Origin of the sequence: Aeromonas sp. R2-2 (genome assembly GCF_040908355.1) — a bacterium.
Taxonomy (GTDB): domain Bacteria; phylum Pseudomonadota; class Gammaproteobacteria; order Enterobacterales; family Aeromonadaceae; genus Aeromonas; species Aeromonas veronii.
Genome location: NZ_JBFODQ010000044.1, coordinates 13,268 through 29,579 on the forward strand (window position 1 = coordinate 13,268; position 16,312 = coordinate 29,579).

The window sequence follows — 16,312 nt, forward strand, 5'->3', positions numbered from 1 at the left end:
CGCCCGCAATAGCAAGGGCGCCCGCAGGCGCCCTTGTGATGATGGAGGCTGATAACTGGCCTCCGTCAGGATTGAGGTCAGAGCGCCGGAGGGTGCGACTCCCCTGCCCCTTTGGCGGCCAGCGCTTCGTCTACCTGCTGATCCCGCGCCCCTGTCATGCCAGCGTGGCGGGCGATCAGATGGTAGATGGCGGGCACCACCAGCAGAGTGACCAGGGTCGCCAGCGACAGTCCGAAGAAGACCACGGTTCCCACCGCCATCCGGCTCTCGTAGCCCGCCCCCATGGAGAGCATCAGCGGCACCGCACCGATAATGGCGGTGAGCGAGGTCATCAGGATGGGGCGCAGACGGCGCACCGAGCCTGCGATGATCGCCTCCTCGAACCCTTCCCCCCGCTGGCGCAACTGGTTGATGAACTCGACGATGAGGATGCCGTTCTTGGTCACCATGCCAATCAGCATGATCATGCCGATCTGGCTGTAGATGCTCATCTCCTGCCCCGTCAGCCAGAGGCCAAGCAGGCCGCCGAAGATGCCGAGTGGCACCGTCACCATCACCACTGCCGGTGTCAGGGTGCTCTCGAACTGGGCCACCAGCACCAGATAGACCACCAGCAGGGCGAGGCCAAAGACCAGCACCATCTCCCCCTGATTGTCGCGGTAATCCTTGGAATCACCGGCGTAATCCACCGTCATGCCGGTGGGTAGGTTGGCGTTGGCCCAGCCATCGAGGAAATCGAGGGCCTCACCCAGGGTGTGGTCGGGATGCACATCGGCGGTCAGGGTGATCGCCTTTTGCCGCTGGTAGTGGTTGAGGCGATTGGCGGTCGCCACCTGCTTGACGGTGGCCAGGGTAGAGAGACTGACCATCTCGCCATTGGCCGCCTTCAGGTAGATGCGACCGAGATCCGAGATGCCGTTGAACTCGGTCTGATTGCCGCGCAGGTAGACGTCATACTCCTCGCCCCTGTCCACATAGGTGGTCTTGCTCGCCCCGCCCAGCAGGGTTTGCAAGCTGTTGGCCACGGTGGAGACCGGAATGCCAAGCTGGCTGGCGCTGTCGCGATTGATGGTCACCTGCAGCTCGGGGGTCTTCTCGGCATAGTCGAGATCCGGGCTCAGCATCAGGCCGCTGCCCTGCGCCGCCTGTTGCAGCGCCAACCCTTGCTGGTAGAGCTCGGCATAGTCGTTACCCTGCAGCACGAACTGCACCGGCGCGGTGGAGCCGCCGCGGAAACCGGGCTGGAAGGTGCGGATCATCACGTCGGGAATGCCGGAGAGCTTGGCACCCAGCGAGCGGGAGAACTCGGTGGCAGTGACGTCGCGCTCCGCCCAGTCGGTGAGCTGGATGATCACCATACCGGTCTGATCGCCGCCACGGCCAAAGGCGGGGGTACTGAAGCTCAGCGCCTGCACCACCCCTTTGCCCAGCATCGGCATGATGGCGGACTCCACCTGCTGCATGTTGCGCTTCATCCGCTCGATGCTGGTCCCCTCTGCCCCCTTGACGAAGACATAGATGACGCCACGATCCTCGGTCGGGGTGAGGCTGGTCGGCAGTTGGGTAAAGAGGGCACCGATACCGCCCAGACAGAGCAGCAGCACCAGCGGCGTCCAGCGGGAGCGACGCAGCACCCATGCCAGCAGGTGGCGATAGTGCCCCTCCAGCCAGCCGAGCCCGCGGTCGAGCCCGGCTGTCAGCCGGTTCGGTTTATCCAGCGGGCGCATCAACCAGGAGCCCATGGCCGGGGTTAGAGTCAGCGCAACCAGCGAGGAGCAGAGCACCGCAAGCGAAAGCAATATCGCAAACTCGGTAAAGAGCCGCCCCACCATGCCATCCATAAAGGCGATGGGGACAAACACCATCACCAGCACGGCGGTGGTGGCGATGACCGCAAAGCCCACCTCGCGGGTGCCGTGCCAGGCGGCCAGCAGCGGCGGTTCACCCCGCTGCAGATGGTGGTGGATGTTCTCCACCACCACGATGGCATCATCCACCACCAAGCCGATGGCGAGAATAAGGGCCAGCAAGGTGATGAGGTTGATGGAAAAGCCGAAATACCAGGCGCCGATAAAGGCGGAGATGAGCGACACCGGCACCGTAATGGCCGGAATAAGCGTGGTGCGCCCCTGCCCGAGGAACAGATAGAGCACCGCCACCACCAGCACGGCGCAGATGGCCAGGGTCTCGTACACCTCATCGATGGCCTGCTTGATAAAGATGGTGGAGTCGTAATCGACCTCCAGCTTGGCCCCCTCCGGCAGGAAGCGCTGCATCTCGCCGAGTTTCTTCTCGATCCCCTGCGCCACCGCCAGCGGATTGGCGGTGGACTGGGCGACGATGCCGATACCCAGACTCTCTTTGCCGTTGCGCTGATAGGCGCTGTCTTCGTTCTTGGCTCCCACCTCCACATCGGCGATATCAGCCAGATAGACGCTCTGGCCGTTGGCGGCTGTGGTGACTTGCAGCTGCTGGAAATCTTCCGCTGTGTGATAGAGACGGGCGATCTGCACCGCCATGGTCATGGAGTTGTTGCGGATCTCGCCCCCCGGCAGCTCGATATTCTCCCGCTTGAGGGCCTCTTCCACATCGCTCACCGTGATGCCTCGGGCCGCCATATCGGCAGGGCGCAGCCGTACATACATCACCTGGGTCAGATCGCCGGAGAGCGCCACTTCGCTCACCCCGTCCACCAGACTCAGGGGGTCAACCAGCACGCGGTTGGCGTAGTCGGTCATGGCGGTGCGATCCATCTGGCTGCTGCTGAAGTTGAGCCAGATCGCCACATCGCCGTTGCCGCTGTCCTTGGTCACCAGCGGCTCGTCCACATCATCGGGCAGCCGTGGCCGCGCGCGGGAGAGGGCATCACGCACATCGGAGATCCCCTCCACCATGTTCCAGCCGAGCTTGAACTCGACGGTGATCATCGAGCGCCCCTTGCGGGTCATGGAGTTGATGTTCTTGATGCCGCTGATGCCGGAAAGTTGATCCTCGATGGGCTTGGTGACCTGGCTCTCCATCACCGAGGGGGCCGCCCCCTCATAGGTGGTGGTGATGGAGACCGAGGGGATCTGCACGTCCGGCATCTCCCGCACCGTCAATTTGCTGAAGGCGACCAGACCAAACACGGTCAGCAAGGCGCTGAGCACCACCGCCACCAGCGGGCGGCGAACTGAGATATCGGAGAGCCACATCAGCCGTTCACCTCGGCCAGATCACGCACCTGCACCCCATCACGCAGATTGACCAGCCCCTCGACCACGATGCGATCGCCGACCTTGAGCCCCTCGGTGACCCAGACAGTCTCCCCTTCGGTTTCGCCGAGTACCACAGGCACCCGCTTGACCCGGCCATCGGCCTCAAGGCGATAGACGAAACGCTGCTCGCCGGCGTACTCCACCGACTGGGCAGGGATCAGGGTAAGCTGCTGGGCAGGCAGTGCCAGCTCCACATTGAGCAACATGCCCGGGCGCAACTGGCCATTGCCATTGGGGATCATCACCCGCGCCTTGATGTTCTGGGTATCGTTGGAGACGCGGCTGTCGAGGGTGGTCAAAGTGCCGTTGAATTGTTGATCCGGCCAGGCAGTACTGGTGGCGGTGACCGCCATGCCCGGGCGCAGCAGGGAGAGGTAACGCTCCGGCACCGCCAGATCGAGGCGCAGTTTGTCCAGTTCATCGAGATGCAGCAGGGTGTCGCCGCTGTTGACCAGCGCCCCTTCGCTGAGATCAATCAGGCTCACGGTACCGGCAAAGGGCGCCTGCAGGGTACGCAGGGAGAGCTCGTAGCGGGCGGCATCGAGGCGTGCCTGCACCTGGGCCACGGTGGCTTCCTGCCCCTCCAGCTCGGATTGGGTCACGGCGCCACGGGCCACCAGCTTGCGCATATCACTCAGCTTGCGGTTCTCGTCGCGCAGACTGGCGCTCTGCTCGGCCAGCTCCGCCTGCTGCTTGCCCGCATCCAGCGCGATCAGGGTCTCCCCCTTCGCCACGCTCTGACCAGATTGCACCGCAATCTTGACGATGCGACCGGTCACTTCGGGGCTGATGATGACAGAACGATTGGCCGCCAGCTTGCCCACCAGCTTGAGGGTAGGCTCGGCCAGACTCTGTTTGACGGTTTGAGTGCGGATATTGACCTGTCTGGTCGGTGCTTTGGCGGCGGGTTCGCTGTGACGCAGCGCCCAGACGCCGGCAACCACGATTAGAAGAAGGCCCAAGCCGAGCCAGATACGCATTTTCATCGAACAGTCCATGAAGAGTGAGAGGGTAAATCCAGATTGGGGCCATTTTAGCCCCAGACTATGCCGTGACTATGTATAAATGTGACAAAACGTAACAAGAGCGGGATAAGCTCACTCTGTTTCAGGTCGCGCCGTTTGTTTTCACGCCACATCGCATACACTAACGACTATTTCCTTCGCAACCCGACTGACTGCCTATGCCCAAAATGTCTGACCACCGCTTTCTCACACGCCTGACCTGGCTCCTGTTCGCCGTGGTCATCCTGCTGATTGGTCTGACCTTGCGGCAAAGCCTGAAACAGATAGAACGCCTCTACCAGAGCGATACCCTCAACAGCGCCATCTACCTGCGGGATCGGTTCAAACAGACCGAAGTATTTCTTGAGGCGATGCGCGGTCAGGCCGAAGAGCGACTGCGCAGCGACCCCCAGTCGGTGCTCACCCGCCAGCTCTATCGCCATATCGAGGTACTGCCAGAGGGGCTGGCCCTCGACAAGCTCCCCGGCGATTTACCGGCCGGACTGGTGGGCAACCTCACCGGTGACGGCCCGCTGCCGCCCCCCGGCAGTGCGCGGGAGGCGCAACTTCATTTGGCCCTGAGCCTCTCCCCCTTGTTGTCCACCGCCAGCCAGCGCCTGGGCAGCGAGATCGCCTGGGCCTACTTCACCGGGGTGGACAACTTTATCTACCTCTATCCCTGGATCCCCTCCAGCCAGTTTCGCTTTGCCCGCAGCATCTATGACAAGCACTACTGGCAGGATGCGCTGATGTCACCCAACCCCAGCCAGGACACCATTCTCTCCCGCCCCTACGAAGATTTTGCCGGACTGGGCACCATGGTCACCATGTCCCAGCCTCTCTACAAGGACGGCTCGCTGGTAGGGATGATCAGCATGGACATCCTGCTCTCACGCTTGCAATCGCAGCTCAACCAGCTGGCGCCGGCGCTGGGTGAGTATCTGCTGCTCAATCAGTACCATCAGGTGCTGGCCAGCAGCGCACACCAGCCCGTGGTGCCGCAAGACCCCGAGCCGACCGACGAATACCAGTGGCGGCAAGGGGCATTGCAGCTGACCATGGCAATCCCAGATACCCCGTTGCGACTGGTGCACAACGTCACCCTGCTGCCGCTGGTGTGGGCCATGCTCTGCCAGTCCACGCCGACCCTGCTCGCCATCCTCTTTATGCTGCTGGCCGCCCTCTCCAACCTGAGGTCCCATCGCCTCAACCAGCGGCTCAATTACCTCTCCTGCCACGATGCCCTCACCGGCGCCTTCAACCGCCACTATCTGGTGCTGCTGGAGCAGGCGGGCGATCTGGCCCGGCTGCAAGCGGGGATCCTGATGTTCGATGCGGATCACTTCAAACGGGTCAATGACAACTTCGGCCATGCCGTCGGCGATATCGTGCTGATCCGGCTGGTGCAGATCTGCCAGCAGCAGCTTAGGCCCACAGACCGCCTGATCCGCTGGGGGGGCGAAGAGTTTCTGCTGCTGATTGGCCGCGCAGATGCAACGCAGCTCGGCGAGCTGGCGGAGCGGCTGAGAAAGGCGGTGGCAGATCATGACTGGGCCGCCATCGAGCCCGGGCTGGAAGTCACCATCAGCCTCGGCTATCTGCCCCACCAGGAGAACCTTCCCCTGCACGAGGCGGTGCGCCGCGCCGATGTGGCGCTCTATCAGGCCAAGGCCAACGGTCGCAACCGCAGCGAAAGATGGCAGGGTGACGCCTCCTGACTCTCGGAGTAAGCTGACCCCTCAACCCCTTTTTGGAGGACTGTCGTGCCACGTAAACCCCGCGTAGGGCTCGCTCTCGGGAGCGGCGCCGCCAGAGGATGGGCCCATATCGGCGTCATCCGCGCCCTTGAACGTCTCGGCATCAAACCGGATTTGATCGCTGGCTGCTCCATCGGCAGCTTTGTCGGTGCCGCCTATGCCGCCGGTGAACTGGATCGGCTGGAAACCTGGGTGCGCGGCTTTACCCGCCTGCAGGTGGTCAGCCTGCTCGACCCGGCCCTCTCCGGCGGGCTGTTTCGCGGCGAAAAGGTGTTTGGTCTTGCCGCCAGCCATCTGGGGGATCCCAATCTCGAGAATCTGCCCATCCCCTTCGCCTGCATCGCCACCGAGCTCGATACCGGCCGCGAAATCTGGCTGCAACAGGGCCCGCTGCGCCAGTCGGTGCGCGCCTCCTGCGGCATGCCGGGGATCCTCACCCCGACCCGGATCAACGACCGCTGGCTGGTCGATGGCGCCGTGGTCAATCCGGTGCCCATCTCGCTGGCCCGCGCCATGGGGGCCGAGGTGGTGATTGCGGTCAACCTCAACACCGATATGCACCAACCCTGGACCGACGAGCCGGATCAACCCGGCAGCGGCGGCCTGCTCAGCCAGTGGCTCAATCGCGGTGAATCCGCGCCAACCACCCCGGGTCTGTGGAGCGTGATGAGTGGCTCCATCAACATCATGCAAGAGCGTATTACCCGCGCCCGGATGGCCGGTGACCCGCCGGAGATCCAGCTCTGCCCGCGCCTTGGCAGCTTCTCCATCATGGATTTTCATCGCGCCAGCGATGCCATCAACGAGGGGGAAGCCTGCGTCGAGCGCAATCTCGATCAGCTCAAGGATGAACTGGGCCGCCTCGGGTTGCTGGACAGTTAGTTGTCGACATGCAGCGGTTTACACATGAAAAAAGCGCCATTCGGCGCTTTTTTTTTTCAACTTACTTACCCGGTCACTCCTTACGGTAGAAGAGCAACCCGAGCAGAATCACCCCCACAGAGACCAGCAGATAGAGTCCCAGACTGGGATTGGTGATACCGCCATACAGAATGATGAGCGCGCCCAGGGTGGCGCAGGTCGGGATCACAAACCGCTTCATCCAGCCCAACTCGGTAAAGGTGCGCATGTACCAGACATAGAGGAACAGATAGAGGCCATAAATCAGCACGATCGGCATCTCGTCCAGGGCGATGTAACGACCGAATGTCTCGTTGATGCTGCAGTACCACAACACTGAGTAGATCACCGACAACAGCGCTGCCGCGAGGGCCGAGTTGATGGGCATGTGGTGATGCGGTTCGATACGGCTCATCCACTTGGGGGCAGGACCCTGATTGCGGATCGCCAGCGAGTAGGGAATGCGCATGGTCGCCAGCACCAGACCATTGAGGGTTCCGAGGCAGGAGATAATCACGAACACGGTCAAAATGGTCGAGGCAGTCCCGCCAAACAGGCTGGTTGTCGCGAGATTAACCGCGTTATCCCCTTGCGCCACTATCTCGTCCGTCGGCAAGACGCTGGCGATCCCCAGAAAATAGGTGACATAGACCACAAAGACGATCAGGGTGCCAATCACCAGCGCTCTGGGCAGATTCTTCTTGGAATCGCGAATTTCGCTGTTGATGGTCACGGCGGCGATCCACCCCTCATAAGCGAAGGCGGTGGCAACCACGGCCGTGGCCAGCGTGCCTCCGGTGCTTCCTATGCCATCCATTGCCTGCACAAAGTTGGTCACGGTGACACCATTGAGCAAGCCTGAAATGGTGCCCACAATGGCAACCAGGATCAACGGGATCAACTTGATCAGGGTAGAGCCCACTTGCAGCTTGCCCGCCAGGACCGGGGTATAGAAGTTGATCAGATAAGTGACCGTCATATAGACAGCCGCCAGTATCCAGGTCGCACCAGAGTTGGTCGGATTATCACTACCAAGCAAGATCATGGTGTACAGAGCGGCGACCCAGGCAAGGATGGCGGAAAGAGGGGCGTAATAGAGTACGCCTTTGAACCACCCCACCAGATAACCAAACATTTTGCCGTATGCCGCTTCGGCATAATCGACGATACCGTTGGACTTTTCGATCCGCTGGGCAAACTCGGCAAACACCAGCGCGCCGAAGATCATCGAAAATGCCCCCAGCGCCCATGCCAGCAGCGCAATGGCCAGATTACCGCCAGTCAGACGCAGTACATCATCGGCCTTGAAGAAGACACCGGAGCCGATCACCACGCCGACCACCATCGCAATGGCAGTCATCAGGCCATAGCGTTTATCCAACTCATTACTGCTCATACCCATACTCCATACGATTGCTCATATCATCCTGAATGTAATAGTGCTCAGGTGGCCAGATACCACCAGGGGGCCCACTTTTCGGGGCCGCTTATTCTCGTTGGCCTGCATGGGTAATTCAAAGCGTGTTAGATCAAAATATCGATCGGCAACCCAAAAAAAATACCGCCCGAAGGCGGCATTTCTATTCACATCGATGATCACGCCTTGGCGAGGTCATCCGGGCCAATCTGGCCGATTTCGGCGACTTTCTTGTCTGCCAGCAGCCAGAGGGTGAACTTGTGCAGATCCGGGTGGTGCGCCAGGGCAACCAGGAAGGCGCCCCCAACTTCACGGTAACCCAGTTCGTAGTTTTTCAGCGTGGTGGGAGGAACACCCAGCAAATCTGCAAACTTCGGACGGCTCAAACCGACCGCTTCACGGATCTGACGGATCTTCTTGCCAACAGTGACGATATTTGAATTCATAATGTTCCATACTCCGTTTGGCGGATTTACTCCGCCTTTTATTTTTCGCGACGACTCGTAGTCAAGTGTATCAGTTTTGTTCGGACTCGTTATGGTCGAGCCTCTATCTTATGAGCGCCTTTCGGCGACAACCCTTGCCTTCAAGGGGGGATGGTAATCGCTCAGCCGCCTCAGGTAAACAGTCTCGAAAAGAAACCTTTATTGTAGCCCCCCCAATAACTCGTATAATCCGCCAGATACCCATTAAGAGGAATAAGTATGGCGTTTCCCGGCATTATCTCTCGCCTGCACCCCGTATCCAGCACAGAAGAACTGGCACAACAGCGCCTGCAAGGTGAACAATATCGCGCCGAAGCATTCTGGCTTCCGGCCTTGATGTCCAGCCACGCCAGCGAGCTGCTGGCCGCCCTGCCGGAGAGCTGCAGCCTGTTTCTTGAACAGGCATGCCCGGACCTGACCCTGCGCAGCCACGACGGCACCCTGCATAACAATGAGCAGCTCGTCACGGTAAATGGTCAGGCGATTGCTCTGGCAACCACTCAAGGTGATGGTGGTCTGGTGCCCGAATCGGGCATGTGCGAGATGGCCAACTGGCTGGAGGCGGGACATCGCCACTTCATCTGTTCAGCTGCGGTTCAGCCTGTGGCTCGCGCTATCCTCAACATCTGGCCCCTTGACCCCTATCTGGCCCGACATTTCTTGATGACATTTACCCCCCTGCTGCAGAGCGCAACCCAGACAGATTACCTCGCGGTCTTTGCCGCCAGAGCGAATCCAGCCAACCCGCATAGCGACTGGGTTCAGGCCTATATGAAGCTGGAGAAGAAACTGCACAGGGCCTATCTGGATCACTAATTAATCTGGATAAACAGCCAGTTAAGGGCACGACACAATTTGCCACAAGGCTCATTTGTGAGCTTGATCATGTTTTAAAATCGGCATAGAGTGCGCCTCGTCATCGGAATGACATCAGTTGCCTGGCAGTGGTTTCTCACGCATTGCGTGCCATGCCAGCGCACTCGACACACCAGGAGAGTGTGCAACCCGGTTATACCGGGTCATCTGCCAGACTCGACGCCAGCCGTACGGCGGAGCCTGCAGCTTACATAAATTACAAAGTGTGAAGCACGTGAATAACGTGCGATCTCAACGAGGATTTTTTTATGATGAAAATGGCTCCTTCCATGATCGCCATCGCCATGGCTGCTCTGGGTGCTACCGCTGCTCACGCCGCTGACGACATCTACTTCGGTGCCGGTGTCGGTGCTACTCACTTCAACGGCCTGAACAAGCTGGAAAGCACCAATGTAGGCCAGGAAGACGCGGCTGCTGCCAACGCCTTCATGGGTTACAACTTCACCGAGAACTTCGGTACCGAACTGGGCTACCAGTACACCGGTCGTGGCAACACCGACGGCAACCGTTACGAGAGCCAGGGTGCCACCCTGTCCGGTATCGCCCGTATGCCGGTTGGCAACGACTTCTCCCTGTTCGCTGAAGGCGGCGCCTACTGGGGTCACACCGATGGTCTGGGCACCAGCGACACTAAAGTTTCCCCGCTGGCCGGTGCTGGTGTGACTTACAAGGTAAATGACGCGCTGGATCTGCAAGCTCGCTACCGCTACATGTGGGACGTGGCTGACCTGCACGCCAACGGTGAGCGTTACAAAGCCAACCAGAGCATCGCTACTCTGGAAGCGGTATACCACCCGTTCCGTACTTCCTACGTAGCTCCGGTAGCTGCTCCGGTTGTTGAAGAAGCGCCGGCTCCTGCTCCGCAAGTGGTAGAGAAGAACTTCGCCCTGAACTCAGACGTGCTGTTTGCCTTCGGCAAAGACACCCTGAAGCCTGAAGGCGTTGCAGCCCTGAACGGTCTGTATCAGCAAATCGTTGAGTTCCAGCCGAAAGATGGCAACGCTGTTGTTGTTGGTTACACCGACCGTATCGGTTCCGACGCTTACAACCAGAAGCTGTCTGAAGCCCGTGCCCGCACCGTTGCCAACTTCCTGGTAAGCAAAGGTATGGCTGCCAGCAAAGTTGCCATCGAAGGTCGTGGCGAAGCCAACCCGGTTACCGGCACCAAGTGCAACGGCGTAACCGCTAAAGCTCAACTGATCTCCTGCCTGGCTCCGGATCGTCGCGTAGAAGTTCGCGTATCTGGTGTACAAGAAGTTCAGCAATAATCTGACCTCGTTCAGATAGTGCGAAAAAAAGGGATGCTGCGGCATCCCTTTTTGTTTGTCTAGTTCTCGCTTGCATCCCTCACTCCCGCCTCCCTGCCCTTGCCTGCCCCGTCTCGAAAGCATAAAGTAGTTGCGCCTGTAAGGTATTGGATAAGCACTAAAAAGCGCTTCTTGTCCGGTCTGTTGTCCATGACGCCAATGCATCATGAGAGTCCAAAGCCTTCGCTATCCACTTTGCTGGCGATTTTTCGCAGCAATAAAAACAAGTGCATTGCCCGACATGGGCTAACACAACGAGGATAAACCGATGAAACTCAAAATGGCTCCTACCCTGATTGCACTGGCGCTCGCCGCCGCAGGCACCACAGCTCAGGCTGCCGATGACTGGTACACCGGTGTTGGTGCAGGTTGGGCATATGCCCACGGTCTGGATGATTTTGGCAAAGACACTGACAAAGACGCCACTGCGCTGAGCCTGTTCGGCGGTTACAACTTCAACGACTACTACGCAGCTGAACTGGGCTACCTCTACGCCGGTAAAGCGGGCGTTGACGGTGCCGATTTCAAAACCCAGGGTGCCACCCTCTCCGGTATCGCCCGCCTGCCGCTGGGCGACATCTTCTCGGTGTTTGCTGAAGGCGGTGCCTACTTCAATCACGTCAACGGCAATGGCAACAGCGACAACGGCACTGCACCGCTGGCGGGCCTGGGTCTGACTGCCAAGCTCTCCGACCTTATCGATGTGCAGGCACGCTACCGCTATCTGTGGAATCTGGGTGACGAGCAGAAAACCTGGGAGAGCGACATGAGCGTCGCGACCCTGGAGCTGGTGATGCACCCGAACCGCACCTCTTATGTTGCCCCGGTGGCCGCCCCTGCGCCTGAGCCGGTTCCCGAGCCGGTACTGGTCGACAAGAACTTCGCCCTGAGCTCTGACGTGCTGTTTGCCTTTGGCAAATCCACCCTCAAGCCAGAAGGTGTCGCAGCGCTGAACACCCTGTATCAGCAGATCGTTGATGTTCAGCCGAAAGATGGCAGCGCCGTGGTCGTCGGTTACACCGACCGTATCGGCTCTGACGCCTACAACCTGAAACTCTCCGAAGCGCGTGCCCGTACCGTGGCCGACTTCCTGGTTGGCAAAGGTCTGCCGGCTGGCAAAGTTGCCATCGAAGGTCGCGGTGAAGCCAATCCGGTCACCGGCACCCAGTGCAACAGCGTCAAGGGCAAGGCTCAGCTGATCTCCTGCCTGGCACCGGATCGCCGCGTAGAAGTACGCGTCACCGGCGTGCAGCAAGTACAACAGTAATCCTGCAGTCCGATACAACAAGGAGGCCACCTGGCCTCCTTTTTCTTGCCGCTTATTCGCCCACCTTGTAACCCTCTTTTGCCCCCTTCCTCTTCCCGTCTCGCGCCCTAGTTCACGGCGTGTCGCCCCCATACCTCTTTGGTGGTTAAAAACAGCCCGTCACCTATACATAAGTGTGGGGTTTGACCAGCAGGCAACCTCACTACACCAAACATCGACGAGGATACGCGATGAACATAAGAGTAAAACCTGTGTGGATTGCACTGGCATTGGCGAGCACAGGCGCACAAGCGGAACCGGTTCACGACTGGTATGCCGGGGTTGGCGGTGGCTGGGCCATTGCCCACAATCTGAATGATTTCAGTCAGGATGTCGGCAAGGATGCGACTGCGCTCTCCCTGTTTGGCGGCTACAACTTCACGGAAAATCTGGGGGCCGAGATTGGCTATCTCTCCACCGGAGACTGGGATATCAGCGGCCATGACTTCAACAGCAAGGGAGCCACGCTGTCAGTCATTGGCCGCCTGCCGCTCAGCGAGATGTTCTCGCTCTTTGCCGAGGGTGGTGGCTATATCTACCACGTCGAGTCGGTCAATGGCGGGGACGACAACCTGGCGCCGCTGGCAGGCCTGGGAGTGACGGCCCGGCTCCATGACTGGGTCGATCTGCAGGCTCGCTACCGTTACATAGTGCGCGTTGGCGATGATCCGGATAACGGCAAAGCCAACAGCGGTACCCAGCGCTGGGTCAGCGACATCAGCACCGCCACGCTGGAACTGGTGATCCACCCGAACCGCAGCCAACCCAAAGAAGCGGCCCCCACGCCCGCCCCGGTCGTGGTCCCCCCGCCACCGGCCGAACCGGAAGTGGTGAATCAGACCTTCAACCTCAGTTCCGATGTGCTGTTCGCCTTTGGCAAAGCGGACCTCAAACAGGAGGGGATGAGTGCGCTGGACGATCTCTACCAGCAGATCGTCGACGTGCAGCCCAAGGATGGCAGTGCAGTCGTGATGGGGTATACCGACCGCATCGGCTCGGATGCCAACAATCAGAGGTTGTCAGAAGCTCGGGCACAAACCGTTGCCGACTTTCTGATCAGCAAAGGGCTGCCTGCCGACAAGGTGAGCATCCAGGGCAATGGTGCGAGCAATCCGGTCACCGGCAACCAGTGTGATGCCATCAAGGCGAAGGCGGCGCTCATCGACTGCCTTGGTCCGGATCGCCGGGTCGAGGTGCGCGTCACCGGCGTGCAGGGCGGCAGCGAGTAGTTGATCTTGAGGCGATAACCATGTCAGACGTGCAGTAAAAAGGGATGCCGAGGCATCCCTTTTGCTTTGCCACTTCCCGCAGAAATCAGAACGAGGTGCGGCGGTAGCGGCGATACTCCGGATGCCAGAAGTTGGCCTCGATGGCCTGATCGATCACCTCGTCCGGGGTCTGCACCGCCTTGCCCTGCAGCATGGCGGTCTTGGCCACCATCTTGGCGATGTAGCGGGAGACCTGATGGATATCCGCCAGATCCGGCAGCAGGGAGCCCTCTTCCCCTTTCACCAGCGGTGAACAATCAGCCAACGCACGGCTGGCCGACATCAGCATGGCATCAGTCACCCGGGTTGCACCGGAGGCGATAACGCCAAGGCCGATCCCCGGGAAGATGAAGGAGTTGTTGCACTGGGCGATGACGTAGCGCTTGCCCTTGTACTCCACCGGTGCAAACGGGCTGCCGGTGGCCACCAGCGCCTGACCGTCGGTCCAGCGGATCAGATCTGCCGGCGTCGCCTCGACCCGGGAGGTGGGGTTGGAGAGCGGGAAGATGATGGGACGGGCACAGTGCTTGTGCATGGTCTTGACCACCTCTTCGGTGAACAGCCCCGGCTGACCGGAGACCCCGATCAGGATGTCCGGGCGACCATGCTCCATCACCTCCAGCAGGGAGATATTGTCCCCCACCGGCCAGTCAGCGATGCGCTCCACCGGTTGGGAGAGACGGCGCTGGAAGTCGAGCTGGTTGGGGATCTTGTCGGTTATAAGACCGAAGCGATCAACCATAAAGACCCGGCTGCGCGCTTGGGCATCGGTCAGCCCTTCGGCCTTCATCTGCGCCACGATCTGCTCGGCAATGCCGCAACCGGCGCTGCCTGCGCCGAGGAAGGCGACCCGCTTCTCGGAGAGCTTGGCACCGGAGGCCTTGCAGGCGGCTATCAGGCTGCCGAGGGTCACCGCCGCGGTACCCTGAATGTCGTCGTTGAAGCAGCAGAGCTCGTTCTTGTAGCGGTTGAGCAGCGGCATGGCGTTGTTCTGGGCGAAGTCCTCGAACTGCAGCAGGATATCCGGCCAGCGGCGCTTGACCGCCTGAATGAAAGCATCGACGAACTCGGCATACTCTTCACCGGAGATGCGCGGATTGCGCCAGCCCATGTAGAAGGGGTCGTTCAGCAACTGCTGGTTGTTGGTGCCGACATCCAGCACCACCGGCAGGCAGTAGGCAGGCGAGATGCCGCCACAGGCGGTGTAAAGCGACAGCTTGCCGATGGGAATGCCCATGCCGCCGATCCCCTGGTCACCCAGACCCAGGATCCGCTCGCCGTCAGTCACCACGATCACCTTGACGTTCTGCTTGGTGGCGTTTTGCAGCATGTCATCGATCCTCTCCTTGTCCGGATAGGAGATGAAGAGGCCACGGGCGCGGCGATAGATGTTGGAGAACTCCTCGCACGCCTTGCCCACCGTCGGGGTGTAGATAATGGGCAGCATCTCGGTCAGGTGGTTGTGCAGCAGACGGTAGAAGAGCGTCTCGTTGGTATCCTGGATGTTGCGCAGGTAAATGTGCTTGTCCATGTCGTTGCCAAACGCCATGAACTGGCGATAGGCGCGCTCGGCCTGCTCTTCGATGGTCTCGATATTCTGGGGCAGCAGCCCCTCGAGGTTGAAGTTGCTGCGCTCTTCGCTGGTGAAGGCGCTCCCCTTGTTGAGCAGCGGGGTCTCCAGCAGAGCGGGGCCGGCGTAGGGAATGTAGAGAGGACGTTTCTGGTTATTATCTTCAAACATGGATCTTGATACCTAAACGGTTAGCTAGACGCAGGAACCCGCCGATCCTAGGGGCTTGTGTCATTAATTTCAAAGAGTTTGCATATCCGTTGCAAAAGGTTTGCGACCGAGTCGACGAAATGCCCCCGGGGTCAGACCAGTCAGGCGCCGAAACGAGTTGGCAAAGTTGGCGCCATCGCTATAACCGACTCGGGCGGCCAGCTCGCTGAGCGGCCAATTGGTATAAAGCAGCAACTGGCGTGCCTTGTTCATTCTGAGCTCGGTCACCCTTGCCATCGGCCCCATGCCAAAGTGCTGCTGACAGAGGCGGTGCAGATGGGGCACCGAGCAGGCCATCTGGTCGGCGAGCTGGGCCACACTCCAGGGCTCGTCGAGACGCGCCTCCACCCGGCGAAACAGCGCCTGCAGGCGCAGCTCCGGCGTACCACGCACTTCTCCCTGCAGGGTGCGCTCCAGCAGTGCCAGCAGCAGAGTGAGCAACTGGGGCTGGAGTGGGGAACGAATCCCTTCGAGCTGGATCAGGCTGAGCAGATGATGAAGCTGATCACCGCCATCCCCCTGCCAGATACGATGACCAAGCCGGTGTAGATGCTGCCAGCGCGGCACGTCATCGAGCAAAATCCAGCTCATCTGCCACTGCTCCCCCACCAGCTTGAGGCCACCGGGTACGGCGGCAGGCAGAAAGATGAGCGAACCGTTCGGGATGGGCTGCTCACCCCGGTCGGTGAGCAGCGCCCCCCCCTCGCTGTGGCTCGCCATCAGAATGTGAAACTCGGGCCGATTACGGCGAATGAGGTAGTGCTCCCGAATGGTCGAGAGGCCGGTCAGAAAGATACCGGCCTCGCCGAGCAGCGGCAGCCCTTCGCGCCCCAGCATTCGCTCATCGCAGGAGGGCGCTATCTCCAGACACTCGCTGACAAAGGACATAACACCTCAACAGGATAGTTTTACACAAGAAAATCGAGAGCTACTCACAGTGAGAAGAGCCTCGCCA

At 60.1% G+C, this 16,312-nt stretch carries 12 protein-coding genes; 6 read left to right on the plus strand and 6 right to left on the minus strand.

Annotated elements, in window-relative coordinates; translation table 11 throughout:
• Positions 1-77 precede the first annotated feature (77 nt).
• Positions 78-3,194 (minus strand): efflux RND transporter permease subunit, encoded by a 3,117-nt coding sequence (locus tag AB5Z09_RS07775; RefSeq protein WP_144715938.1) that lies wholly within the window; start codon positions 3,192-3,194, stop codon positions 78-80.
• Entirely contained in the window at positions 3,194-4,243 is a 1,050-nt protein-coding gene (locus AB5Z09_RS07780) for an efflux RND transporter periplasmic adaptor subunit (protein ID WP_021229115.1), read from the minus strand. The genes AB5Z09_RS07775 and AB5Z09_RS07780 overlap by 1 nt, the downstream gene beginning before the upstream one ends.
• A gap of 197 nt (positions 4,244-4,440) precedes the next feature.
• On the opposite strand from AB5Z09_RS07780, the gene AB5Z09_RS07785 reads away from it, so the two are divergent.
• Both AB5Z09_RS07785 and AB5Z09_RS07790 read left to right on the plus strand, forming a co-directional pair.
• Entirely contained in the window at positions 4,441-5,979 is a 1,539-nt protein-coding gene (locus AB5Z09_RS07785) for a diguanylate cyclase (RefSeq protein ID WP_368194995.1), read from the plus strand.
• Positions 5,980-6,024: 45 nt separating this feature from the next.
• The gene (locus AB5Z09_RS07790) at positions 6,025-6,900 is read left to right on the plus strand and encodes a patatin-like phospholipase family protein (RefSeq protein WP_368194996.1); all 876 of its coding nucleotides are present in this window, start codon (positions 6,025-6,027) and stop codon (positions 6,898-6,900) included.
• A gap of 73 nt (positions 6,901-6,973) precedes the next feature.
• On the opposite strand, the gene AB5Z09_RS07795 is transcribed toward AB5Z09_RS07790, so the two are convergent.
• Both AB5Z09_RS07795 and AB5Z09_RS07800 read right to left on the minus strand, forming a co-directional pair.
• On the minus strand, positions 6,974-8,314 hold the full coding sequence (locus AB5Z09_RS07795; RefSeq protein WP_368194997.1) for an APC family permease: 1,341 nt from the start codon (positions 8,312-8,314) through the stop codon (positions 6,974-6,976).
• A gap of 200 nt (positions 8,315-8,514) precedes the next feature.
• Positions 8,515-8,781, minus strand: coding sequence for a DNA-binding transcriptional regulator (locus AB5Z09_RS07800; protein ID WP_005338367.1), 267 nt, complete (start codon positions 8,779-8,781; stop codon positions 8,515-8,517).
• Positions 8,782-9,039: 258 nt separating this feature from the next.
• Between AB5Z09_RS07800 and AB5Z09_RS07805 the strand changes: the two genes are divergently transcribed.
• The 4 genes from AB5Z09_RS07805 (at position 9,040) to AB5Z09_RS07820 (ending at position 13,538) form a co-directional block, all read left to right on the plus strand.
• Entirely contained in the window at positions 9,040-9,636 is a 597-nt protein-coding gene (locus AB5Z09_RS07805) for a hypothetical protein (protein ID WP_219263350.1), read from the plus strand.
• 308 nt (positions 9,637-9,944) lie between these two features.
• Positions 9,945-10,964: a porin OmpA gene (gene ompA, locus AB5Z09_RS07810; RefSeq protein ID WP_013723997.1), complete on the plus strand. Its 1,020-nt coding sequence runs from the start codon at positions 9,945-9,947 to the stop codon at positions 10,962-10,964.
• A 307-nt stretch (positions 10,965-11,271) separates the two neighbouring features.
• Positions 11,272-12,270: a porin OmpA gene (gene ompA, locus AB5Z09_RS07815; protein ID WP_005358919.1), complete on the plus strand. Its 999-nt coding sequence runs from the start codon at positions 11,272-11,274 to the stop codon at positions 12,268-12,270.
• A gap of 230 nt (positions 12,271-12,500) precedes the next feature.
• Complete coding sequence (locus AB5Z09_RS07820; protein ID WP_368194998.1) at positions 12,501-13,538, plus strand: OmpA family protein; 1,038 nt, start codon at positions 12,501-12,503, stop codon at positions 13,536-13,538.
• Positions 13,539-13,623: 85 nt separating this feature from the next.
• Here AB5Z09_RS07820 and AB5Z09_RS07825 read toward each other — a convergent pair whose 3' ends face one another.
• On the minus strand, positions 13,624-15,318 hold the full coding sequence (locus tag AB5Z09_RS07825; RefSeq protein ID WP_331483294.1) for an NAD-dependent malic enzyme: 1,695 nt from the start codon (positions 15,316-15,318) through the stop codon (positions 13,624-13,626).
• A 69-nt stretch (positions 15,319-15,387) separates the two neighbouring features.
• On the minus strand, positions 15,388-16,245 hold the full coding sequence (locus AB5Z09_RS07830; protein WP_368194999.1) for a helix-turn-helix transcriptional regulator: 858 nt from the start codon (positions 16,243-16,245) through the stop codon (positions 15,388-15,390).
• Positions 16,246-16,312 lie beyond the last annotated feature (67 nt).